This is a genomic window from Agrobacterium sp. 6Ca8 (assembly GCF_055382765.1).
The window spans coordinates 1999294-2023328 of the sequence record NZ_AP026433.1; the positions used below are offsets into that span (position 1 = coordinate 1999294).

Below are 24035 nucleotides of genomic sequence, written 5' to 3' on the forward strand. Positions count from 1 at the left end.
ATGTCATTCACCTTGGGCATGCCAGTTTCGGAGGAGTGAGAGACGCGCCTGCAAATCCGGAATGCTCTGCGTTATCGTTTTCCAGACCACCGAGAGTTCCGCCCGGAAATAATCATGCACGATCAAATTGCGCATACCCTTCATCTTTATCCAGGGGATTTCCGGGTGCTGCTGTAAAAACGCGGGGTAATGTTTGTCCAGTTTTGCGACCGCCTCGCCAATCAGGGCAAGGCACATCATCACCGCCATCTGGGTTCGCGTATCGGAAGAAAAAGTGGCCTCATCCATATCCTGAATGAAATCCCGTATTCGGGAGGCGGCAACATCCATCTCCTTCAGGTAGAGCAGAAGTCGATCCGTACTCATACTGCCTTGGCTTCCATCAGAACACGCGCCCGGATATCCGAGTGCAGGCCGCCTGAGGTGACGACGTCAACCTCGACACCGAGGATAGTCTTCAGTTCCTCCAGCAATCCGCCAAGATCAAACAGCGTCGTGCCCGGCAACGCATCCACCAGAATATCCAGATCACTGTCCGGCCTGTCCTCGCCACGGGCGACGGAACCGAACACGCGCGGGTTTGCCGCGTTGAAGCGCTTCGTCGCTTCGCGGATCGCTTCCCTGTTCTTTTCCAGCACCTCGGAGGGTCTCATGGCCTCAATCTCCAGATAGCACGAGTATAGCGGAACGACCGCCGCTCGCCAATTCAACCCTCGGGCAGCATCGAGGAAAGGCGCAGCCAGGCGATCTTTTCCACCTGCGCCGTCGCCGTCGCAAATTCTGTCGCCGCATCATTGCCGATACGCGTCTCGAAGGCGGAGAGAATATCGTGCCTGTTCAGCCCCTTGACCGCAATGATGAACGGAAAGCCGAATTTTTGCGTATAGGCGGAGTTCAGCTCGGAAAAGCGCGCATGCTCCTCCGGCGAAAGCCGGTCAAGCCCTGCGCCCGCCTGTTCATTGCGGCTATCGGCGGTCAACTCACCTGCTATTGCGAGCTTGCCGGCAAGATCAGGATGCGCGCGCAAAACACCCAGCCGTTCCGCTTCGGAGGCGGCACGAAACTGCGCGCATAATGCGCCATGAACCGCCTTCGCCGTTAACTCCAGACCTGCGCCTCCAACATCATAGGCCCGTTCGGCAATAAAAGGCGAATGTTCGAACACACCGCCGAAACGGCTGACAAATTCATCCCGCGTCAGCATCAGAGCGTTCCCGGCTTGTGGTTTTCATGCCAGTGACGAGCGATCTCGATACGCTGCGGGATCCACACCTTTTCATGGCCCAGCACATATTCGATGAAACGGCGAAGGGCTGCGGCGCGGCCGGGACGGCCGACGAGACGGCAATGCAGGCCGACGCTCATCATCTTCGGCGCGCCTTCAAGGCCTTCCTGATAAAGAACGTCGAAAGCGTCTTTCAGATAGGCGAAGAACTGGTCGCCGGAATTGAAACCCTGCGGCGTGGCGAAACGCATATCATTGGTGTCGAGCGTGTAGGGAATGATCAGGAACGGTTCATCCTGCAATCCCTTCACCCAATAGGGCAGATCGTCGGCATAGGAATCGGACGAATAGAGAAAACCGCCCTCTTCCATGACGAGACGCAACGTATTGTCGGAAGGCTTGCCCTGATACATGCCAAAGGGGCGCTCGCCCGTCAGCTCCGTATGCAGGCGCACGGCTTCGGCAATATGCTTGCGCTCTTCCTCCTCGGAAAAATCCTTGTATTCCAGCCAGCGATAACCGTGGCTGGCGATTTCCCAACCCGCTTCCTTCATTGCCGCAACGGCTTGCGGGTTGCGCGCCATGGCAGCGGTCACGCCATAAACAGTTGTGGTGACGCCGAGATCGGTGAACATGCGCCACAGCCGCCAGAAACCGGCGCGTGAGCCATATTCGTAGATCGATTCCATGTTCAGGTTGCGCTGGCCGGGCCAGGGCTGCGCACCGACGATTTCCGACAGCAGCGATTCCGACGCCTTGTCATTGTCGAGAATGCAGCTTTCGCCGCCCTCTTCGTAATTGATGACGAATTGCACGGCGATGCGTGCGCCGCCCGGCCATTTCGGATCGGGACTATTGCGGCCGTAGCCCACCAGATTGCGGGAGTAATTCTCGGAAATCATTCAGCCACCCAAAACACCTCTCCCGACGCGGAACCCGCTTCTGGAAGACATGAGCAAAACAACCATCCGAAGGTGTCTGCCCGGAACGGGTAAACACGACACGCTTCAGACATGCGATGCACGGACGGTAGCATCCGCATTCGGAATGTCGAGAGCAATTTTGCCGACATTCCGATGCTTTTTTGTGTACGATTTCTGCGGGGCGTTTCTCAGGCGATCTTTCGGGCGGAAACACGACCCATGGGATGCAGCGAGTGCACCCGGAAAGGCGCGCCGGGTTCATCCTCGATGAATAGCGCAAGGCTGGAAAATGACAGAGGCCGGGTGAGCAGCGGCTCGAAAACCTTGCGCACGGCACGCTCGATCCTCTGGCTGCTGGAAGGCTCGACACCGCCCGTCAGCGACATCTGAAAACGGAACTCGTCCATCACATGCGGACTGCCCCAGCGGTGCAGATTGGTCAGCTGCGAAGCCGAAAGCCGGTCGGGATCCGCCCGCTCGATTTCCGCCTCGGAGAGCGGCGCGCGGTAGCGGTCGAATTCCTGCACCACACGGGCTGCGAAAAAATTCAGCACTTCGCAGGGGCGCTCGGGAACGAGGCTGAAGACATTGTCATGCCGCGCCACTATAAGTTGTGGCAGCGTGAAGGGGTCCTGCCTGCCGGAAAAATACATCAGGTCGCGCAACAAGGCGGCCTCGGAATGACCTTCGGCAAGACGGAACGGGGCCTTTATGGTGCCGTGGAAACCATAACGGCGCGGCAGGGCGGTATGGTAGGAAATCTCCTGCATGCCGAGATCGATCATGCCCGGCGGCTCCACCGCATGGCCTGAATAGGCATCGCGTCCCAGCCACGCGGCAGCCGCCTGCGTCAGCGGGTCGTTGGGGGAAGGCGTGAAATGGATGGCGTATCGCATGCGCTATCACCTCGCCGCAAATGCGGCCAAACGGGGCTCTTTGCAGGCCAGCAAGTAAGCGATTTGCGTGACAGATTAACGACGTGGACCAAACTAATCAGAAGTTTCTAAAGTCCGGACGGCAATACTCACGTGTTCTTGAAGGCGAAAACCGGAAGGCACGTCCGGCGTGTGGCCACATACGGCCTGCAACGCAGCATCGGCAAGATAGTGGGCAAGGCCGAAGCTGACCTTGAAGCCGCCCGATAACGCCACGAGCCGCGGATATTCGGAAAGTGTACCCACCATCGGGTCCCGTCCAACCGCCTTCGGCCGCAACCCGGCCCAGCGTTCGATCACCGGCGCACGGCCAAGCGACGGCACCACGGCGCATGCATCCGCGAGCAATTTTTCCAGCTTTTCGTCGGTGCTGAATGGATCGGAAAAACAATCTTCGCTGGTACTGCCGATGGCGACGGTGCCATCCTCATGCGGCACGATGTAGAGGCCGTTCAGAAACACGACCGGCATGGCCGGATCGGCCGCAGCATCAAGAAGGGCGGCCTGCCCCTTCACCGCCTGTCCAAGCACAATGCCGGGTTCCAGACCGATGGCATCGCGGATCAGCGTGAAGGAACCATGGCCGTTCGCGACGATGACATGATCGAAGGCGACCTCGTCGCCCGACGACAGCACCGCCCGCCCTTTATCCGGATCGAGCGAGACGACGCGGCACTGTTCCGCCACCCGCACATGCCGGGCGTTGCGGAGGAAAGCCGACAGAAGGGCGATCATCGCCCGGGGAGAAACCCTTGCAGCCAGCGTATCCAGCACGAAGCCCGCTTGTCCCGCCGCATCGTCCACCCATCCGGCAACGGAAGGGCTGTCACCGACATGCCAGTGGAACCGGCGCCCGTCTGAAACCCAGTTTTCCCCGGCATCCCGCTCGTGCCGTGCGGCAATGCTGCGCAAATGTGGTTTCGGCAGGGGAATGATCCGGCCGCAACGCCGGTAACCGGCGGAAAGCCCGGTCTCGGCTTCCAACTCGGCGATCTGTTTTTCCAGCGCAACGAGAGCGTCGAACTGGAATTGCTTCTTGTCCGACCAGCGGTCCGGCATATGCGGCATCAGTGCGCCCAACAGCCCGCCGCTTGCACCATCTCCAAGACGGCCCGCTTCCAGCAGCAGGGCGTTTATGCCCATCCTCTCTGCCTTGACGGCAGCCCACAGCCCCATAATGCCGCCACCGACGATGAGGAGAGGCACCGAGCCAGGCAATCTTGGTGCCCGCAATCTTGGTGATTGACCAGATTCGAAAGCGGGACTATCGGCATTAGTCATGACACATTCCAAGGAAAACACCGCAGATATCGGTTCGGCAGCCGACAATCCGCCCGCCGCGCTCGACTGGCGTGAGGGGGATATGCCCTATTCGCTAGCCTTTGACGATCATTTTTATTGCCAGACGGATGGCAGGCTGGAATGCGGCCATGTCTTTCTGTCCGGAAACGGCCTGCCGCAGCGCTGGCATGAGCGAGAGAGCATCTTCCGCATCGGCGAACTTGGCTTCGGCACCGGTCTCAATCTCTGCGAGACCTGGCGTCAATGGAAAGAGGTGCGCAACGGTCACTTCAAGCTGCATTTCATGTCCTTCGAACTCTACCCGATGAAGGCGGACGAGATCGACCGGGCGCTTTCCCGCTGGCCGGAAGTTGATACCGAACGCAAGGCACTGGTCGCCCGCTGGCCGGCGGACCCGAAAGGCGAGGTCGATATGGAACTGGACGACCAGACGCGCCTGACAGTGGTGTGCGGCGAAGCGCTCACCGGCATTTCCGGCAGAAGCGAAGGCTTCGACGCCTGGTTTCTGGACGGTTTCGCCCCTGCCCGCAATCCTGACATGTGGTCGCTGGAAATCATGCAGACGCTGTTCGGCAAAACGGTACCGGGGGGCACATTCGCCACCTATGCCGCCGCTGGCTTCGTCCGCCGCAACCTCATCGCCGCCGGTTTTGAACTGGAGCGCCGCAAAGGGTTTGCCGGAAAGCGTGAGATGCTGTGCGGCACCAAGCCATCCCGCTGAGACGGCTCCCACAGCAGGAACCTGCCTTCACTGTCAGGCGGTCGGCACGTCGCGGCGTGGCATCGCGTCTCCCAGCCATTGCGCGATCTTGTCCTCGAGAATTTCGGGGCTGATGGGCTTCGACAGATAATCATCCATGCCTGCTGCGATGCAAAGCTCGCGGTCCGCGTCCTGTGTATGCGCGGTAACGCCGATGATCGGAACATGCCGGCCGTCGGCAGCCGCCTGTTCCGCGGCGCGGATTGCCAGTGTCGCCTGATGCCCGTTCATCACCGGCATCGACACATCCATAAGAATGACGGCGGGATTGTGCTCCTCCCACGCCTGAACGGCCTTCTTGCCATTGCCGACGATCAGGAACCGCAAACCCGCCTGCTGCAAGATCTGGGTGAAGACGATCTGGTTGACGTCGTTGTCCTCGGCCACCAGCACATCCACAAGGCAGGGTCGGCGCCGGTCTGGAACCGTCGTCGGAGGTGACACAACCCGCCGCTTCTTGTCCGTGGGGCCATTGTCCGGCCGCACCGGCGCATCGCTGCCGCCTGAGCCCAGCCCCTGCGGATCCTGCCGGGCGCGTTTCTGCCGCACATCCCGCACCACATCGAACAGGGTGGAACGCAACAGACGCGCCCGCGCCGGCTTCATCAGATGCGCCTGCACGCTGAGATCGGTGAAAAGGCTCTCGTCACCTACGACATCCATAGACGTCAGGAACACGATGGCGATATCGTCGAAACGGCTATCCGCCCTGATCCGCTCGACCACATCCAGCCCGTTCATAACAGGCATATGATAATCGAGAATGATGGCGTCGATGGCAAAATCTAGGGATGCAGCCTCCTGCAGCACGGCAATGCCTGATGGCCCGTCCTGCACAGCATGGCCGTCGATACCCCAAGTCTTCAGTTGCTCCGTCAATATGCGGCGATTGACGTCGTTATCGTCGATGACGAGTACGCGTATATCCTCGATCGCCATGGCAAGAAGCGGAGCGTCGCGCCGTTTTTCCGTAACGTGAAACGGAATATTGACCTCGAAGGTCGACCCCTTGCCGACTTCGCTCACCACATTGATCGTACCGTCGAAAAGACCGACAAGACCGACCGTGATCGCCAGTCCCAATCCCGTTCCCTCGTGCCGCCGCGTCGCTGAGCCGTCGACCTGGCTGAATTTGTCGAAGATGGTTTCGAGCTTGTCTGCGGGAATGCCGATGCCGCTATCTTCAACGCGCAGCGACAGAATGGTCTCCGACGCTTCCGCCGACTGCGCCGAAAGTTCGATCAGCACATGCCCCATTTCCGTGAACTTGACGGCGTTTCCAACAAGATTGGTGACGACCTGGCGGAACCGCCCGGCGTCCCCCATGACCTTGCCGAAAACCGACGGATCGATCCGGACGACAAGTTCTATGTTCTTTTCCAGCGCCGCTGAGGACAGGAGGGAAACCACATCCTCCACCGCTTCCGCCGGATCGAAAGGCACGCTGCGCAGCTTCATCTGCCCGGCCTCGATCTTGGAGAAGTCGAGAATGTCGTTGATGATCGTCAGGAGCGCATTGCCGGATTTGACGATGATATCGGTGAAGGTTTTCTGGCGTGTATCCAGATTGGATTTGGCCAGAAGTTCCGCCATGCCGAGCACGCCATTCATCGGCGTGCGGATTTCATGGCTCATATTGGCAAGGAATTCAGATTTGGCGCGATCTGCCGCTTCCGCGCGGGAAAGCAGCCGCTGCAACTCCTCCTCGCGCATCTTCATCTCGGTGACGTCGGTGACGATGATGAGCCAGTAATTGCCGGAACTGTTGGTCGCTTCCAGATTGAGCCACGTCTTTCCGGCAATATGGATCAGCCAGGAGAACGGCCTGTTGGCGGCTATGTGCTCTCTCCAGGCGGTCAGCGTCGCGGCCGCCTCCTCTTTGGTGCCAAAATCTCCGCGCCCGGCACAATGGGCAAAGAACCCCGACCAGTTGCAGCCCTTTTCCAACAGCTGCGGCGGCACATCGAACATTCGCGCCACAGCCTCGTTGGACATGATGATGGTTCCCTGCTCGACCAGCACCAGCCCCTGCGCCATGGCGCGCGTGGCACCCTGCATATATTCGCCGACACGCTCAAGCTCGGCCTTTGCCTCACTGATCTCGGCGTCGCGCATGCGCACGTCGGTCACATCGGCATAGGTGCTGAGGATTTTTCCGCCGTCGAGGCGGGTCTTGGAAATGACGGTGACCTTGCCGCTTTTGCTGCGCACCTCGCGCGGCGTGAAGACCTTGTCGTTGAGCAGCCGTTCTGCGCGCTGGTTGTAGAGCTCCTCGAAGGGTATATCGCCATAGTCATAAAGGCCGCTTTCGAAATTCGCCTCCATGAATTCGCGATAGCTTTTGCCGACAAGCGACTTCTCGCCGCCGATTTCGCCCCATAACGTGTCGAAGCACGGATTGACATATTCGATGACGAGATCCGCGTTGAGGAGTAGTACGCCAACCGGCAGGGCATGAAGAACCGTTTCGAACTGGCGATGCAGCGCTTCGGCCTGCGCCTGCGCCGCGATCAGCGCATTTTCCCGCTCCTTCAGCAGGCTGACATCGGTGACTGAACCCACCAGATAATATTCGTCATCGGGCGTCGTGACCCGGCCGAGCCGGGTTATGACCGGAACGGCGCCGCCATCCGAAAGCGGAATGGTTCCCGTCTTTTCAATCGCCTCTCCGGTTTGCAGGATATGCTCGTTTTCCCGCTGGAACTCTGCGCCCTCCTCCGGAAACATCTCGCATTCGGTCTTGCCCAAATAGTCGGCGAGGCTGCCGCCCCGGAATTTCTCAAAGGCCGCATTGGCAAAGGTCAGCCGCCTGTCCTGATCCCGCAGGAACACGCCCACGGGCAATTGCTCAAGCGCGGCGCGCAGCAGCCAGGTCTCGCGGATCTGCTTGCTAAGCAGGGTCTCATGCGCCTTGAACTCCGTCACATCGACGCGAAGCCCCACCAGCATGCCGTTTTCCAGCCGCTTGTTGACCATACGCACCCAGCGGCCATCGGCAAACTGCTCTACCCTTTCGAGATAGGGCAGGGAAAAATCCCGCAACTGCTTCTGCAGCCATGCCTGGTAATCCGGATCGTCCGATTTCACGCTGCGGTAGCCGCTCGAGAAATAGACCGCCTCCATCAGCGTCTCAAGCCGGGTGCCGGGCTTTAGCTGGAGGTTGAAATCACTGTAGAATTCCACGAAACGCGCATTGCAATAGACGAGCCGGTTTTCACGGTCATAAATTACGATACCGGCATCGATGAGGTCGATAACGCCGCTGTCGAACAGCAGGTCGGCGCTGCCGCCGTCCGAAACACCCTTCACGACAGAGGGCATTTCTTCGAACACCTCAAACAGGAACAGACTGCCGTCATCGCCGGTGAAACGTTCGCAACGCAGCTTGTAAGGCCCTGAAGACGCTGCACCATGGCATGAAATCACTTCGTCCGTGGCAAAGACCAGCGAGCGGCGCTCCCTGTCCTCGCGCTCGGCATCGCGAATATCGGCGGAAAGAGCAAGGCTGGTGTGGCCCGTGAACGCGGCGGGCGGACGCCCCATGACCCGGCCATAGGCTGCATTGACCATGAGGTAGCGAAGCTCGCTGTCCTTGATGCACGCGGGCAAATCCAGGGCGGCGATTGCCCCGTAAGCTTTTTCCAGCAACCCGCATCCTTGGGTCAAGCGATACTCCACACCGTGCAGTTCCATCCTTGTCGAATCAAATATTTCCAGAAGTCGTTGCAAAAACGTTATGTGAGAAAACCGCTATTTGCTATGTGCGGAATGGTCGCTTTACCCTTTTTTAACCATAATTATTCGCGAGCCTCCGCGCCTCGCCGGTAATCGCCAGCCTGCCTTCTGCATGGCAGCCATGCGCCGCGGGACGGCAGCGTTACAAAACTATTGCTTGACTTTACGCCATAAAACGCCCACATGCCGGTCAAGCTTTCACCTTCGGCAGCCGCGTGAGCTGCAGCACATGACCAAGATGACTTGGCCCGCATGAAGGAAAAGCGCAACGAATACAGAAGACGGCGTTTTGCCGCACTGATGCGCAGAAAGTTATTCCAACCCACAAGTTCCCAATTCACGCGGGGTTCTTGACGCCGAAACCGCCGGACAGCAGCAACTGCTCCGGACGATTGGTTTTTGGCGCCCCGAAAGGCATTACTATTGACCAGTTTTAGCGAACTCGGCCTCTCTGAAAAGATTGTGGCCAGCGTTACCCAGCTCGGCTACACAACCCCCACCCCCATTCAGGCAAAGGCCATTCCGCTGCTGCTTGAAGGCCGTGATCTCATCGGCCTCGCACAGACCGGCACGGGCAAGACGGCAGCATTCGGCCTGCCCATCATCGAAATGCTGATGAAGCAAGCCGACCGCCCGGCAAACCGCACCACCCGCACCCTTATCCTTGCACCGACCCGCGAACTGGTGAACCAGATCGGCGAAAACCTGCGCTCCTTCGTGAAGAAGACGCCGCTGCGCATCAACCAGGTTGTCGGCGGCGCGTCGATCAACAAGCAGCAGCTTCAGCTCGAAAAAGGCACGGACGTCCTGGTGGCGACACCCGGCCGCCTGCTGGACCTCATCGCCCGCAACGCGATCTCGCTTTCCAAGGTCACCTATCTGGTGCTTGATGAAGCCGACCAGATGCTCGATCTGGGCTTCATTCACGATCTGCGCAAGATTTCCAAGATGGTTCCGGCTAAGCGCCAGACCCTGCTGTTTTCGGCAACGATGCCGAAGGCGATTTCCGAGCTTGCCAGCAACTTCCTGACGGACCCGATCAAGGTCGAGGTAACACCTCCGGGCAAGGCCGCCGACAAGGTCGAGCAGTACGTGCATTTCGTCGCCGGCAAGAACGACAAGACCGACCTTCTGAAGAAGTCGCTCAACGAAAACCCGGATGGCCGCTCGATCGTTTTCCTGCGCACCAAGCACGGCGCGGAAAAGCTCTACAAGCATCTGGAACATATCGGCTTCAAGGTCGCTTCCATCCACGGCAACAAGAGCCAGGGCCAGCGTGAGCGGGCACTGAAGGGCTTCAAGGACGGTGAGATCAAGGTTCTGGTCGCAACCGACGTCGCTGCCCGCGGCATCGATATTCCGGCCGTGACGCACGTCTTCAACTATGACCTGCCGGAAGTGCCCGACGCCTATGTCCACCGCATCGGCCGTACCGCCCGTGCCGGCCGCGACGGCATTGCCATCGCGTTCTGCGCACCGGACGAAACACGTCTGCTGCACGATATCGAAAAGCTGATGAAGATCGATATCCCGGTTGCATCCGGTGAACGTCCGGCCGGTCTTGCCAGCCCGACGCGCCCGAACAACAACAACCGTGGTCGCAACAACAATGGCGGCCAGCCGCGTGGACCCCGCGAAGGCGGACGCCACAATGGCGAGCCCCGTCCCTCGCGTCACCACGCCCCGCGTGATGCGGACAACGATCTGGAAGTCACGTCAGACTTCAAGCGCGTGAAGACGGCGGAAGGTGACGCAGGTCGCCCGGCCGGCCCTCGCAAGCAGCGCCGCCCTGCCCGCAAGCCCGGCGGCAGCGGTGGCAACCGTCACGCTCCTGCTGGCGGCAACGGTCAGGAAAAGCGCGCTTCCGGCAACGGAAACGGCAATCGCGGCCGTAACCGCTAAGTAACTTAACTCTGCGCGAGCCGATTCCCCGGTATCGCGTGTCTACCTTCAAACCCCGCAAGCGCAGGCTTGCGGGGTTTTCTTTTTGCTCTCAACCGCCCTGCGCCAAAGGCCGGCGCCGCGACGGCAGGGTCATGGCCAGCACCCCGGCAATCACGCAGACAAGACCCACCCACATGGCAGGCGTCGGCACTTCTCCAAGAAACACCATGCCAATGGCGACACCTATCGGAACCCGCAAATACGCCTGCGACGTGGTACCGACCGAACCGAGCGTCTGCATCAGCCGGAAATAGACCATGAAGGCGAGCGCCGTCGAAAAGACGCTGAGGCACACAAGTGCGGTGAGCGACGCCGAAGATGGCGACAATGTCCAGGGCCGGTCAACGATCACGCTCACCGGCAGCAGAAGCACGGCGCCGCAGATCAGCGAGCCGGCGGCAGGCATAACGGGATCGAGACCCCTGAAGTTTTTGCTGAAGATGGCGGCACAGGCGTAGGAAAAGGCCGCAGTCAGCACGGCAATCTGGCTCCACAGCGCCTCACCCGCCCCGTTCAACGCATCCAGACCGATGATGAGACAGACACCTGTCATGCCCGCAACAGTGCCGAACAGCTTGCGCCCGCTGACCTGTTCATGCCGGATGATCAGCGCGGTGAGAAGAAAGGTGAAGATCGGCGTCGTCGCATTGAGGATGACGGCGAGACCGGCATCGATGCTCTGCTCCGCCCACGCGATCAGCGTGAAAGGCAATACGCTGTTGATGCAGGCCTGAACGAAGAAGAGCCGCCATGTGGCGAAATCCCGCGGCAACCGCAGCCCGCGCAGGCGAATGACCGCCAGCAGCAACAGACCGGCAATCAGGGTTCTTGCGGCAATGAAGGTCAGCGGTGGTATGGTCTCCACCCCGATCTTGATGAAAGTGTAGGATGCGGCCCACAGAGTGGACAACAGGGCAAGCAGCAGCAATTCGCGGGCGATAGGGTTTTGACTGGTCACGGATCAATTTTCCAACTGCGTTCAGGATGAACCGTTCCTAACCCGAAAACAAGCATCTATGCTTCGGTGACGGCCGAAGTTTCCAACGCTTCAAAAGCATGAAGCCCCGCATGGTACCAGCCATGCGGGGCTTCAATGACAGACCGGTGATTGCAGCGGCCGATCAGGCCCGGCGTTCATCCACCGAGAAAGCACCCGGACCGGCAAACACGAGATAAAGGAAGATGAAGCAGAACAGGATCGCGGCGTCGCCCCCATTGAGAGCGGGGAAGAAGCTCTTAGGCCCGTGCGCAATGAAATAGGCAACAGCCATCTGGCCGGACAGGATGAAGGCAACCGGACGCGTGAAAAGGCCGACCAGCACGAGAATGCCGCCAACGGCTTCCAGAAGCGCCGCCACCAGCAGCATCGTCGGCAGGGAGCCGTCCATCTGTGATGCCGGGAAACCGAACAGCTTCTGCGTTCCATGCGAAATGAAAAGCAGCGCCGTCATGATGCGCAGTGCCCCGAGTGCCTGCGGGCGATAGCGGGAGAGATTGTCTAAAATTGCCATGTTCATGTGTCCCCGTTGAAGTGGTGCGACGCTCGATACAGCGCAATCATGCCTTTATGGATACACGTCTCGAACACCGAAAATCACATTTCCGATATAGCAGAACTCCCTTAAATACATAAAGGGAGTCATTCTACACATGGTTGATTTTCCACCATAAAACTGCGCTCATGTGGAAAAAATCAACCCAAGGATACAGGCATTTTTTCGAGTGGCAAAGGCGGAAAAATCCGCCTCTCCGTCAGGCCTGCAACACCACGACCCTGGAGCCAACCGGCACGCGGCTGTAAAGATCGATGATGTCGTGGTTCAGCATCCGGATACAGCCGCTTGACATGGCGTGGCCGATGGATTGCGGCTGGTTGGTGCCGTGCAGACGGAACATGGTGTCGTTGCCGCCGCGATAGAGGTAGAGCGCCCGTGCGCCGAGCGGGTTGTTCGGGCCCCCCTCCATGCCGCCGGCGTATTTCAGATTGCGCGGATCACGGCGCATCATGTTTGCGGTCGGCGTCCAAGAAGGCCATTCCGACTTCCGGCCGATATAGGCGTCGCCCTTCAGCGCAAGGCCCTGGCGACCGACGCCGACGCCGTAACGCATTGCCCGTCCATCGCCCAGTACGTAGTAAAGACGCCGCGCGGGCGTATCCACAATCACCGTTCCGGCCGGATGCGCGGTATCGTATGCCACTTCCTGCCGGCGCAGCTCGGGCTTCACCTTGTCGAGATGCATTTCCGGAAGCGGAAACTTCTCGTCCGGCTTCGCCGCATAATTAAGCCTTTGCTGCCCGATGCCGGAACTTGCGCAGCCGGCCAGCAACAGCGGCAATCCGAACAGAACACCACGACGTGAAATAGACATGTAACCCCCGCCAAATCTCTAGATTAACGAGAGGTATAATTTTATGGTTAACAAATCTCTAATATGAGGTTGTAGGAATTAACGTGCCTCAACCGGCGCTGCGGGCCGGCGGTTGGCCAGATACACCCCCGTTACCGCCAGGACCGTGCCGGCAATCATGGCCGGCGTCAGCGTTTCCCCGAAAAGCAGGGCCGCTTCCACGGCGGCAAGCGGCGGCACGAGATAGATCAGCGAGGCAGCGCGCGAGACCTGCCCGCGCCGGATGAGATAGAGCAGCAGGGCCACCGCACCGATGGAGATCGCGCCCACCGACCAGACGAGCGTGGCGGCAAGCCCGAGGCTCCAGTCCACATGACCATCCTCCAGCAACAGCGCGAAGGGAACGGTGACGATGAGGGCGCCGACATATTGCAGCGTGGCGACCGCCATGATGTTTCCGCCATGGACGTATTTCTTCTGGTAAAGGGTGCCATAGGTCACCGACGTCATGCCCAGCACATTCACCGCCACGGCATAAAGCGGCACGGAGAGGCCGAGCGCGCCTGACGCCATGACCTTCGGCAGCACGGCGATGGCAATGCCGACAAAGCCGAGAAGCAAGCCGGCACGCTGCACCGGAGAGATCTTTTCGCCGATCATGTAACGGGCGGCAACCGCCGTCATCAACGGCTGCAAACCGGCAATAATGCCGCCGATCGCCGCCGGCACGCCCTGCCCTATCGCCCACCAGATCATGCCAAGATAAAGGCCGTGCAGGAACACGCCGGACAAGATTGCCCGGAAAACATCGATGCGCCGTTCAGGCCATTGAATGGAGGAAAACCGGCAGATCGCCCACAATATCGCACCCGCCAACAGGTAACGCAGACAGAGGAAGGTCAGCGGACCAGTATAATAAACGGCATATTTCGCGGTGACCCAGCCGGTCGACCAGAGAAAGACGAAGATGGCCGGAGCCAGACGGTCGAGCGACATGGGAACTTCCCCTGTGCCGCGTGATGCCCCGCAACCGGACATGGGCCCGGGACATAAGGCATGCGGCGAATTGACATTTTTACGACTTGAAGCAACCGGTGAACTACCCGGCCGGATCTCGGCGCGCACCCCTTGGCGAAACACAGCCGTCCAAGCTAGCCGGTATCCCCATCCCCGCAAAAGGTCAAAAGTGTTTTGGTGATCGCATCTTTCAGATTTTCTGATGCCACACCCAAAACCCATCAACCGAAAGCGAACGAACAAAATTTGTGCATTCGCCCACGGCGCACACAGTGCCACCACCCCGTTCCACCCCACCTTGCCCTGCAACCAATTTGCCAATGCCGCATTTATAGGCTGAAAGCGAAAAAACGCTTCTTTTTTAAAACTCTAGGGCGGTAAAAAATCTTCACGGAGGCGTCCGCATAGTTCTTGCATTGCATTTGTCGTTGTATTCATATGGCAAAAAAGGGGACATCGAAGTTGGCATTTGACGAAATGATAAATGCGGACAACGCGCCGCGAAGCCCATATGAAAACTATAACGAGTGGTACAGCCGGCAGGACAGGGCACACCTGATCCAGAAGTCTAAAGACGCGGAAAACATCTTTCGAAAAACCGGTATTACTTTCGCAGTCTACGGCCACGCCGACAGTTCAGAAAAACTGATCCCCTTCGATATCATTCCGCGCATCATTTCCGGGCGCGAGTGGCGCAAACTGGCCCAGGGTATCGAACAGCGCGTTCTCGCTCTCAACGCTTTCCTCGACGATATCTACCACAAGCAGGAAATCATTCGCGCCGGGCGAATTCCACGCGAAATTATTGAGAAGAACGTTGCATTCCTCCCGGAAATGATCGGTTTCACGCCACCCGGCGGCGTTTATACCCACATTGTCGGCACGGATATCGTTCGCACCGGCGAAGACCAGTTCTATGTTCTGGAAGACAACGCCCGCACGCCTTCAGGTGTCAGCTACATGCTGGAAAACCGTGAAACGATGATGCAGATGTTCCCGGAACTCTTCCATGAAAACCGGGTGCAGCGGGTGGAGGATTACCCCTATCAGCTGCGCCAATCGCTCGCCTCGCTTGCACCCCCCGGCTGCACCGGCAAGCCGCGCGTCGCGGTGCTGACCCCCGGCATCTACAATTCCGCCTATTACGAACATTCATTCCTGGCCGACATGATGGGTGTGGAGCTGGTGGAAGGGTCCGACCTGCGCGTCATGGACGGCAAGGTCAAGATGCGCACTACCCGTGGCTACGAGGCCATCGACGTGCTTTACCGCCGCGTCGACGACGATTTCCTTGATCCGCTCACCTTCCGGCCGGATTCGGCGCTCGGCGTACCCGGCATCATGGATGTCTACCGCGCCGGCAACATCACCATCGCCAATGCGCCGGGCACCGGCATTTCCGACGACAAGGCAATCTATTCCTACATGCCTGAGATCGTCGAGTTCTACACCGGCCGCAAGCCGCTTCTGGAAAACGTGCCGACATGGCGCTGTTCGGAGCCGGACAGCCTGAAATACGTTCTCGACAACCTTGCCGAACTGGTTGTCAAGGAAGTTCACGGTTCGGGCGGTTACGGCATGCTGGTCGGCCCCACCGCGTCGAAAAAGGAACGGGCGCTTTTTGCCGAAAAGCTGAAAGCCCGCCCCTCCAATTACATCGCGCAGCCCACGCTGTCGCTTTCCACCGTGCCGATCATGGTGAAAAACGGCATCGCGCCGCGCCATGTCGATCTGCGTCCTTATGTGCTGGTTTCAGACAAGGTGAAGATCATTCCCGGCGGACTGACCCGTGTTGCCCTCAAGCAGGGCTCGCTGGTGGTCAATTCCAGCCAGGGCGGCGGCACCAAGGATACATGGGTACTGGAGGACTAAGCCATGCTGGGCAGAACGGCAAACGGGCTCTACTGGATGTTCCGGTATATTGAGCGCGCTGAAAACATCGCCCGGCTTATCGATGCTGGCCTGCGCGTTTCCCTGACGCGCAGCGGCAGCGGCGATGAGGACTGGGACGGCGTGTTGCAGAGTGCCGGCGTGCACGAAGCCTTTCTCGAAACGCGCGAGAAAGTGACGGCGGCCAATGCGATCGATTATCTCCTGCGGGACAAGGCAAACCCTTCGAGCGTCATGTCCTGCATCGAGGCAGGCCGCAACAATGCCCGCATGGTGCGCACCGCGCTGACGCGCGAGACATGGGAAGCCACCAACGAATTCTGGATCGAGCTGAAGAACATCCTCGGCCGCAAGCTCAGCCATGCCGAACTGCCGCAGACCATCGATGTCATCAAGCATCGCGCCGGTCTGGTGCGCGGCGCCTTCCACGGCTCGATGCTGCGCAACGATCTCTATAATTTCTCCCGCATCGGCACCTTCATCGAGCGCGCCGACAACACCGCCCGCATTCTCGACGTAAAATATTACGTGCTGCTGCCGGCCGTGGCGCATGTCGGCTCCTCGCTGGACAATGCCCAATGGGAATCCATCCTCCGCTCCGTCTCGGCGCACCGCTCCTATGGCTGGGTCTACGATGCGGAATACAAGCCCGCCAACATCGCCGACTTCCTCATTCTCAACGGCCGCATGCCGCGCTCGCTCGCCTATTGCTATGAGAAGATCACCAGCAACCTCAATTACATAGCTGAGGATTACGGTGAAAAGCACAAGGCGCATGAAACGGCGGAGAGCATTCGCGACAGTCTGCGCAAGACAACGATCGATCGCGTCATGGATGAAGGCCTGCACGAGTTTCTGGAGAGATTTGTCAACCGGAACGGGCAGCTGGGGCAGGAAATCATGGAAGGCTACCGCTTTTATCTGTAAGCGCGTGGACGGGGACAGCTTATGCGTCTGAAAATCACCCATACGACCGAATATGTCTATGACGAGCCGATGCCCTATGCATTGCAGCGGCTGCGCCTGACGCCACAGACCGGCCCGTGCCAGACGGTGGAGGACTGGGATGTATCGGTCGACGGCGCCACCGTCGAAGTGAGCTATGACGACCATTTCGGCAACCGTGTCGCACTGGTCGAGACCGAAGGCCCGCAACGCAGGGTCAAGGTCGTGGCTGGTGGCCTCGTCATAACCGAAGACAGGGCCGGCATGGTCGGCCCCCATACCGGCAGTGCGCCGCTATGGCTCTTCCTGCGCGAGACGCCGCTGACGAAGCCCGGCAAACTCGTGCGCGAACTGGCGAAGGCCAGCACCGGCAACAGCGAGCTCGAGCGCCTGCACGACCTGATGGAGAAGATCAACAGCAAGGTAGAATATGTGCCGGGTTCGACCGACACGGAAACCACCGCCGAACTCGCACTCGAAGCCGGCAAGGGCGTCTGCCAGGACCATGCCCATATCCTCATTTCCGCCGCCCGGCTGATGGGCCTGCCCGCCCGCTATGTTTCCGGTTATCTGATGATGGAAGACGTGGCGGAGCAGACGGCAACCCATGCCTGGGCCGAGGTGCATCTGCAGGGCCTCGGCTGGGTTGGCTTTGACGCCGCCAACAATATCTGCCCTGACGATCGCTACGTGCGCATTGCCCTTGGCCTCTGCTACCGCGACTGCGCGCCGATATCGGGCATGCGGATCGGCCCGGCCGGCGAAACGCTGAACGTTTCGGTGACCGTGCAGCAATCGCAGAGCCAATCGCAAAGCTGAGACAATGGCCGGCAGAGACGACGAAACGATCGGCTTTTATACGGATAATGCCGAAGTCTATACGTCGAGAGGGCAGACGGCGGACCTTCCCCATCTGGAAAAATTCCTGTCGCGCCTGCCCAAAGGCGCGACCATCCTCGAACTGGGGTGCGGTGGCGGGCAGGACAGTGAATTCATGCTCGCTGCAGGCTTCGACGTGCGCCCGACGGACGGCACACCCGAAATCGCCAAGGCGGCCGAAACGCGGCTCGGCATTCCCGTCGCAACATTGCTGTTCGAAGATATCTGCGACGTGGAGACTTATGACGGCGTGTGGGCCAATGCCTGCCTGTTGCATGTCCCCCGCCCCGCTCTTTCCGGCATCATCCGCCGCATCCATACGGCGCTGAAACAGGGCGGCGTTTTCTACGCCAGCTTCAAGGCCGGAGAAGCGGAAGGCCGCGACACGTTCGGCCGCTATTACAACTATCCTTCGAAAACCTGGCTTGAGGACCTGTACGGGCATTTCGCCTGGGCAGGGGTGGAAATAGAAGCACGGCACGGCAGCGGTTACGACAAGCTGCCAACCGACTGGCTGCATGTGACGGCAACGAAACCCTGATCCGCTTTCAACAACCTGTGGGTTGCGAAAGCCCGCCGTGACCGGTTAAATCGCCGCAGCAACCGATCAGGGAGAGGGCTTTTTGTACAGTATTTCCGACTATCGCGACTGCCAGTCCCATGGACCCATCATTGCGGAACGGGTCTGGACGGCATGGTGGCAGGATAGTGGCCTCCAGGTCGGCGATGTGGCTGAACATCTGAAGGATATGGTGAACCCCCATGCCCTGCCGACCGGCTTCGTCGCCCATGGCGACAAGGGTTACGTCGGCTCCGCCTTCCTTATCCACTGCGATCTGGAGGAGCGGCCACAATATCTGCCATGGGTTGCCGCACTCTGGGTGGAGGAAAACAGCAGACGCTCAGGTGTCGCCCGGGCGCTGATGCAGGCCGCAACACAACGGGCCGCCGAACTTGGTCACGACATCAGCTACCTGTGCTGCCAGCGCCGTCTCGAAACCTATTATACGAACTGCGGCTGGACCGTTCTGGAACGTGGTGTTGGCAAGCACGACCTGACGGTGCTGACCTACAGCACGAAAACATAGACTGTCCGCTATATCCGTTGCCAGACATCGGGGAGGAACCATGAAACCGCCAGCCGCCCTTATGGAAACGGCGATCTACGCCAACGATCTCGACGCCGCCGAGGCCTTTTATCGCGATGTCTTCGGGCTGGAGGTGGTGCGCAGGCTGCCGGGCCAGTTCGTGTTCTTCAAATGTGGCCGCCAGATGCTGCTGGTCTTCGATCCGCAACAATCGCGCACGGCCACCCCCGACAATCCGATCCCGCGCCACGGCGCCACCGGACAAGGCCATTTCTGTTTTTATGCGAAAGACAAGTCGGAAGTGGACGACTGGAAAGCCCGCTTCGAGGAGCTTGGAATTCCCATCGAACACTATCACCGCTGGCCGAACGACAGCTATTCCGTCTACATCCGCGACCCGGCCGGCAATTCCGTGGAGGTGGGCGAAGGCAGGCTGTGGGGGTTCGAGTAAGCCCCAGATACCCGGAAGAACACTATGAAGAACATTTTTGTCGTCACGCACACCCAGTCCGTCCATCATGTCGAGAACAAGGTTGGTGGCTGGTATGATACCGAACTGACACCCAAGGGAAAAGCCGATGCGCAGGCGACGGCCGAGAAACTTGTGGCCTTGATCGGCAACGCATCAGTCGAAATCTTCAGTTCCGATCTTCTGCGGGCCTCCCAGACTGCGGCAATCATTGCTGAACACCTCAAGTCCCCTTTTGAAACCACGGATGGCCTGCGGGAAATCAGCTACGGTTCGGCGGGTGGTATGCCGCAGCAATGGCTCGACGCCCGTCAGATACCGGCCCCCCATCACGACCGGATGGATCATCGCGGCGGAATTGCTGATGGCGAAACGAGACGAGAGTTGGCCGAAAGAGTGTACCGCGCCGTGGACACGATTATATCGCGTCCTTGCCCCACGCAGATCATCGTTACCCATGGCTTCGCTCTTACCTTCGTCATCGCGGCATGGATCAAAATGCCGATCGACAGCGTCGGTTATGTCAGCTTTCCCGCGTCTTCCGGCAGCATTACGCACCTAAGACAAGACGATTACTGGCAAAACCGCGGCGTTATCGCTTTGGCGGATGTGTCCCACCTGAAGACAAGCCGGGGATGACGTCGAGAGGGGGACGCTGAGCGACCCCCTCCCTCAACCGTTTAACGTGCAGCCCCGGTAGATCAGATCTGCCGAACCGTGATTTCTTCTTCCGCATTAACCGCAAGCGGGTTCCTCAGCGGCAAGCCGAAACCGGCGGCCTCGATCTCAAACACGTCACCCGCTTCCGGCTTGATGCCCTCCGCAAAAGAGAGCGTCGCGGTGCCGAACATGTGCACATGGACGTCACCAGGTGCGCGGAACAGGCCGTATTTGAAGTGGTGATATTCGAGGTTCGCGAAGGTGTGGGACATGTTGTCCTCACCCGAAACAAACGGCTTTTCGAAAATGACCTTGTCGCCACGACGGATGCGCGAGGTGCCGCGAATATCCGACGGTGCAGCGCCGACGCGGATTTCCGGGCCGAAGCTTGCCGGGCGCAACTTGGAATGGGCGAGGTAGAGATAGTTGATCCGCTCGGTGACGTGGTCGGAAAATTCGTTCGACACGGCAAAGCCGATGCGCACGGGTTCGCCCTTGTCGGAGATCACGTAGATGCCGGCCATTTCCGGCTCTTCGCCGCCATCAAGCGCGAAGGACGGAGAGGTGAGAGCAGCACCGGGTGCCGCTGCGACATAGCCGTTGCCCTTGTAGAACCACTCGGGTTGAACGCCCTTTTCGCCAGCCTTCGGCTTGCCATTTTCCAGACCCATGCGGAACATCTTCATGGAATCCGTCAGGCTTTCCTCGGCGGCTTCCGTGGTCTTCTTGTGCATGCTGTCGCGGGTAGCAGCAGAGCCGAGATGGGTCAGGCCCGTGCCTGTCAGATGCAGATGCGCCGGATCGGGATGGGTGATCGGCGGCAGAAAGCGACCTTCAGCGTAAGCCTTTTCAAGATCGACGGCATCGCCGAGACCATGGGCGGACACAACATCGGCAAGGCTCTTGCCACTATTGGCAGCTTCCATGGCCAGCGCGTAAACCGATTGAGCGCCGTTGACGGCGTGCGCCTGTCCGCCTTCTTCGCGAACGGCGACGGTGATTTTGCCACTGGCATCCTTGATCTGTGAAATGAGCACGGGATTTCCTTCCTGCGGCGCAACGCGCCTTATCTTCTTCGGCGCGTTGCGCCTTCACCTTATGAAAGTGGCCGGAAACCGGCCACTTTTTTTGACTTGCTATATTGGCTGGGCAATCAGCCCTTGTTCTTGTTGTAGACGTCGAAGAACACGGCAGCGAGCAGCACGAGGCCCTTGACCATCTGCTGGAAGTCGATGCCGAGGCCGACGATCGACATGCCGTTGTTCATGACGCCCATGATGAAGGCACCGATAACAGCACCGGTGATCTTGCCAACGCCGCCGGAGGCCGAAGCACCGCCAATGAAGCAGGCCGCGATCACATCAAGCTCGAAGCCAACGCCTGCCTTCGGCGTTGCCGAGTTGAGGCGTGTCGCGATGATCATGCCGGCCAGACCGGCCAGTACGCCCATGTTGACGAAGGTTAGGAAGCTCAGGCGTTCGGTGTTGATACCGGAAAGCTTGGTCGCCTTCTCGTTGCCGCCCATGGCGTAAACGCGGCGGCCAATGGTCGTGCGGCGCGTCACGAAGCTGTAAAGCGCAATCAGAACCAGCATCACGATCAGGACGTTCGGCAGGCCACGATAGGTGGACAGCTGGTAGCCAAGGAACAGAATAGCGCCTGAGATGAGCAGGTTCTGCACAATGAAGAAACCGAACGGCTCCACGTCGATGCCGTGCTTCACGTTCACCACGCGACGGCGCCACGCCAGATAGAACAGCACGACCGTAATCACCAATGTCAGGATCATCGACGTCGTGTTCAGACCTTCGATGCCACCGATATCAGGCAGGAAGCCGGTGCTGATGATCTGGAAATCCGTCGGGAACGGGCCGATGTTCTTGCCGCCGAGCACAAAAAGCGTGAGGCCGCGGAACACAAGCATGCCCGCCAGCGTCACGATGAACGACGGGATGCGATGATAGGCGATCCAGTAACCCTGGGCAGCACCGATGATGCCGCCGATGACAAGACAAATCAGCGCCGCGAGAAACGGGTTCATGCCCCACTGCACGGTCAATATGGCCGCAATCGCGCCGACGAAGGCGACGATGGAACCGACCGAAAGGTCGATATGTCCGGCCACGATGACCAGCAGCATGCCAAGCGCCATGATGACGATGAACGAGTTCTGCAGGATGAGGTTGGTCAGGTTCACGGGCCGGAACAGAATGCCGCCGGTATAGAACTGGAAGAAAACCATGATAGCGACGAGCGCGATCAGCATGCCATATTCGCGGATATTGGAGCGAATATACGACCCGACCGAGATGACGTTGCTTTCTTCGTTTGTGGTGTTTGCCGAACTCATGAGTTCTTCTCCCCTGAGCGCATGATAGCGCGCATGATGCTTTCCTGGCTCGCCTCTCCCTTCGGCAATTCAGCGACGATGCGGCCTTCGTTCATGACGTAGATGCGGTCGCAATTGCCGAGCAATTCAGGCATTTCCGATGAGATCATCAGAACGCCTTTGCCGTCGGCAGCGAGCTGGTTGATGATGGTGTAGATTTCGTATTTCGCGCCAACGTCGATACCGCGTGTCGGCTCGTCGAGGATCAGGACATCAGGATTGGAGAAGAGCCACTTGGAAAGCACGACCTTCTGCTGGTTGCCGCCCGAAAGATTGACCGTTTCCTGAAAGATGCCTGAAGAGCGGATGCGAAGGCGTGTGCGGAAATCGCTCGCCACCTTCATTTCCTTGATGTCGTCGATGACGCTGGCCTTCGACACGCCGGCCAGATTGGCAAGCGTGGTGTTGTGCAGAATGTTGTCGTTGAGCACCAGACCGAGATGTTTGCGGTCTTCGGTCACATAGGCAAGGCCGGCATCGATTGCCTTGCGAACGGTGCTGACATCCACGGGCTTGCCGTCGATCAGAACGTCACCGGTGATCTTGTGACCGTAGGACTTGCCGAACACGCTCATGGCGAATTCCGTGCGCCCTGCCCCCATCAGCCCTGCAATACCGACGACTTCGCCCTTGCGCACGGTAACGTTGATGTCGTGCAGGACCTTCCGGTCGCGGTGCTGCTGGTGATAGGCGTTCCAGTTCTTCACTTCGAGAATGGTCTCGCCGATCGGCACGTCGCGCGGCGGATAACGATCTTCTAGATCGCGTCCCACCATGTTGCGAATGATGACGTCCTCGCTGATTTCTTCCTGATGACAGTCGAGCGTCTTCACCGTCATGCCGTCGCGCAGCACGGTGATCTGGTCGGCCACCTTGCGCACTTCGTTGAGCTTGTGGGTGATGATGATCGACGTCATGCCCTGCTTGCGGAACTCGATCAAAAGGTTGAGCAGAGCCTCGGAATCGCTCTCGTTGAGCGAGGCGGTCGGCTCATCAAGGATGAGAAGCTTCACGCTCTTCGACAACGCCTTGGCGATTTCGACCAGCTGCTGCTTGCCGACGCCGATATCCGTAATCAGCGTCTCCGGCGATTCCTTCAGGCCCACCTTCTTCAGAAGTTCGCGGGTACGGTTGAAGGTCTGCTGCCAGTTGATGACGCCGCCCGAAGCGACCTCGTTGCCAAGGAAAATATTTTCGGCAATCGACAGGAGCGGCACAAGCGCAAGCTCCTGGTGAATGATGATGATACCAATATCTTCGCTGTCGTTGATGGCGCGAAAATTTCGCACAGCACCTTCATAGTGGATCTCGCCCTCATAGGTGCCAGCGGGATAAACACCGGAAAGGACCTTCATCAAGGTCGACTTTCCAGCGCCGTTCTCGCCAACGAGCGCGTGGATCTCACCTTCCTTTACCTTAAGGTTGACGTTCTCAAGCGCTTTTACGCCCGGAAACGTCTTGGTGATGTTCCGCATTTCGAGAATGGTATTGGCCATATCGCAATCCAGCGCCCGATTAATTCAGG

General features: G+C 59.1%; 23 protein-coding genes. 9 read left to right on the top strand and 14 right to left on the bottom strand.

Annotated elements, in window-relative coordinates:
• Positions 1–3 precede the first annotated feature (3 nt).
• The 6 genes from ACZ5A6_RS09965 to ACZ5A6_RS09990 form a co-directional block, all read right to left on the bottom strand.
• Positions 4–366, bottom strand: a complete 363-nt coding sequence (locus tag ACZ5A6_RS09965) for a HepT-like ribonuclease domain-containing protein (RefSeq protein WP_003513677.1) — start codon at positions 364–366, stop codon at positions 4–6.
• Complete coding sequence (locus ACZ5A6_RS09970) at positions 363–653, bottom strand: nucleotidyltransferase family protein (protein WP_003513679.1); 291 nt, start codon at positions 651–653, stop codon at positions 363–365. Before ACZ5A6_RS09970 ends, ACZ5A6_RS09965 begins: the two co-directional genes overlap by 4 nt.
• Before the next feature lie 53 nt (positions 654–706).
• Complete coding sequence (gene uraD, locus ACZ5A6_RS09975) at positions 707–1204, bottom strand: 2-oxo-4-hydroxy-4-carboxy-5-ureidoimidazoline decarboxylase (protein WP_112682163.1); 498 nt, start codon at positions 1202–1204, stop codon at positions 707–709.
• Positions 1204–2127 (bottom strand): allantoinase PuuE, encoded by a 924-nt coding sequence (gene puuE / locus ACZ5A6_RS09980; protein ID WP_003513682.1) that lies wholly within the window; start codon positions 2125–2127, stop codon positions 1204–1206. Before puuE ends, uraD begins: the two co-directional genes overlap by 1 nt.
• A 209-nt stretch (positions 2128–2336) precedes the next feature.
• Positions 2337–3044, bottom strand: a complete 708-nt coding sequence (locus ACZ5A6_RS09985; RefSeq protein ID WP_019565154.1) for a DUF1045 domain-containing protein — start codon at positions 3042–3044, stop codon at positions 2337–2339.
• A 93-nt stretch (positions 3045–3137) separates the two neighbouring features.
• Positions 3138–4364 (bottom strand): NAD(P)/FAD-dependent oxidoreductase, encoded by a 1227-nt coding sequence (locus ACZ5A6_RS09990; RefSeq protein WP_174061015.1) that lies wholly within the window; start codon positions 4362–4364, stop codon positions 3138–3140.
• Here ACZ5A6_RS09990 and mnmC2 point away from each other — a divergent pair.
• Positions 4363–5106: a tRNA (5-methylaminomethyl-2-thiouridine)(34)-methyltransferase MnmC2 gene (gene mnmC2, locus ACZ5A6_RS09995; protein ID WP_174061014.1), complete on the top strand. Its 744-nt coding sequence runs from the start codon at positions 4363–4365 to the stop codon at positions 5104–5106. The genes ACZ5A6_RS09990 and mnmC2 overlap by 2 nt on opposite strands.
• A 33-nt stretch (positions 5107–5139) precedes the next feature.
• On the opposite strand, the gene ACZ5A6_RS10000 is transcribed toward mnmC2, so the two are convergent.
• A complete protein-coding gene (locus ACZ5A6_RS10000; protein ID WP_174061013.1) occupies positions 5140–8838 on the bottom strand; it encodes a response regulator in 3699 nt (1232 codons plus the stop codon).
• Between the two features lie 465 nt (positions 8839–9303).
• Between ACZ5A6_RS10000 and ACZ5A6_RS10005 the strand changes: the two genes are divergently transcribed.
• Positions 9304–10782, top strand: a complete 1479-nt coding sequence (locus ACZ5A6_RS10005; protein ID WP_003513690.1) for a DEAD/DEAH box helicase — start codon at positions 9304–9306, stop codon at positions 10780–10782.
• A gap of 91 nt (positions 10783–10873) precedes the next feature.
• Here ACZ5A6_RS10005 and ACZ5A6_RS10010 read toward each other — a convergent pair whose 3' ends face one another.
• From ACZ5A6_RS10010 to ACZ5A6_RS10025, 4 genes are all read right to left on the bottom strand, one after another.
• On the bottom strand, positions 10874–11782 hold the full coding sequence (locus ACZ5A6_RS10010) for a DMT family transporter (protein ID WP_174061011.1): 909 nt from the start codon (positions 11780–11782) through the stop codon (positions 10874–10876).
• Positions 11783–11945: 163 nt separating this feature from the next.
• Positions 11946–12341 (bottom strand): DoxX family protein, encoded by a 396-nt coding sequence (locus ACZ5A6_RS10015; protein ID WP_019565150.1) that lies wholly within the window; start codon positions 12339–12341, stop codon positions 11946–11948.
• Positions 12342–12576: 235 nt separating this feature from the next.
• Positions 12577–13194, bottom strand: coding sequence for a L,D-transpeptidase (locus ACZ5A6_RS10020; RefSeq protein ID WP_003513696.1), 618 nt, complete (start codon positions 13192–13194; stop codon positions 12577–12579).
• Between the two features lie 78 nt (positions 13195–13272).
• Positions 13273–14169, bottom strand: coding sequence for a DMT family transporter (locus tag ACZ5A6_RS10025; RefSeq protein WP_003513697.1), 897 nt, complete (start codon positions 14167–14169; stop codon positions 13273–13275).
• A gap of 483 nt (positions 14170–14652) precedes the next feature.
• Here ACZ5A6_RS10025 and ACZ5A6_RS10030 point away from each other — a divergent pair, with 483 nt between their 5' ends.
• From ACZ5A6_RS10030 to ACZ5A6_RS10060, 7 genes are all read left to right on the top strand, one after another.
• Positions 14653–16062 (top strand): circularly permuted type 2 ATP-grasp protein, encoded by a 1410-nt coding sequence (locus tag ACZ5A6_RS10030; RefSeq protein WP_003513699.1) that lies wholly within the window; start codon positions 14653–14655, stop codon positions 16060–16062.
• Positions 16063–16065: 3 nt separating this feature from the next.
• Positions 16066–17007: an alpha-E domain-containing protein gene (locus tag ACZ5A6_RS10035; RefSeq protein WP_003513700.1), complete on the top strand. Its 942-nt coding sequence runs from the start codon at positions 16066–16068 to the stop codon at positions 17005–17007.
• Positions 17008–17028: 21 nt separating this feature from the next.
• Positions 17029–17844, top strand: coding sequence for a transglutaminase family protein (locus ACZ5A6_RS10040; protein ID WP_003513702.1), 816 nt, complete (start codon positions 17029–17031; stop codon positions 17842–17844).
• Positions 17845–17848: 4 nt separating this feature from the next.
• Positions 17849–18445 (top strand): class I SAM-dependent methyltransferase, encoded by a 597-nt coding sequence (locus ACZ5A6_RS10045; RefSeq protein WP_112959302.1) that lies wholly within the window; start codon positions 17849–17851, stop codon positions 18443–18445.
• An 82-nt stretch (positions 18446–18527) separates the two neighbouring features.
• Positions 18528–18992 (top strand): GNAT family N-acetyltransferase, encoded by a 465-nt coding sequence (locus tag ACZ5A6_RS10050; RefSeq protein WP_113291731.1) that lies wholly within the window; start codon positions 18528–18530, stop codon positions 18990–18992.
• Between the two features lie 40 nt (positions 18993–19032).
• On the top strand, positions 19033–19443 hold the full coding sequence (locus tag ACZ5A6_RS10055; protein ID WP_019565146.1) for a VOC family protein: 411 nt from the start codon (positions 19033–19035) through the stop codon (positions 19441–19443).
• A gap of 24 nt (positions 19444–19467) precedes the next feature.
• On the top strand, positions 19468–20100 hold the full coding sequence (locus ACZ5A6_RS10060) for a histidine phosphatase family protein (protein WP_065662176.1): 633 nt from the start codon (positions 19468–19470) through the stop codon (positions 20098–20100).
• Between the two features lie 62 nt (positions 20101–20162).
• Here the strand turns inward: ACZ5A6_RS10060 and araD1 are convergent, their stop codons facing one another.
• The 3 genes from araD1 to gguA all read right to left on the bottom strand — a co-directional run bounded on the left by araD1 (position 20163) and on the right by gguA (position 24006).
• Positions 20163–21158, bottom strand: a complete 996-nt coding sequence (araD1, locus tag ACZ5A6_RS10065; protein ID WP_065662175.1) for a 2-keto-3-deoxy-L-arabinonate dehydratase AraD1 — start codon at positions 21156–21158, stop codon at positions 20163–20165.
• 116 nt (positions 21159–21274) lie between these two features.
• Complete coding sequence (gene gguB / locus ACZ5A6_RS10070) at positions 21275–22471, bottom strand: sugar ABC transporter permease GguB (RefSeq protein WP_003513714.1); 1197 nt, start codon at positions 22469–22471, stop codon at positions 21275–21277.
• Positions 22468–24006 (bottom strand): sugar ABC transporter ATP-binding protein GguA, encoded by a 1539-nt coding sequence (gene gguA / locus ACZ5A6_RS10075; RefSeq protein WP_003513716.1) that lies wholly within the window; start codon positions 24004–24006, stop codon positions 22468–22470. Before gguA ends, gguB begins: the two co-directional genes overlap by 4 nt.
• Positions 24007–24035: the final 29 nt, after the last annotated feature.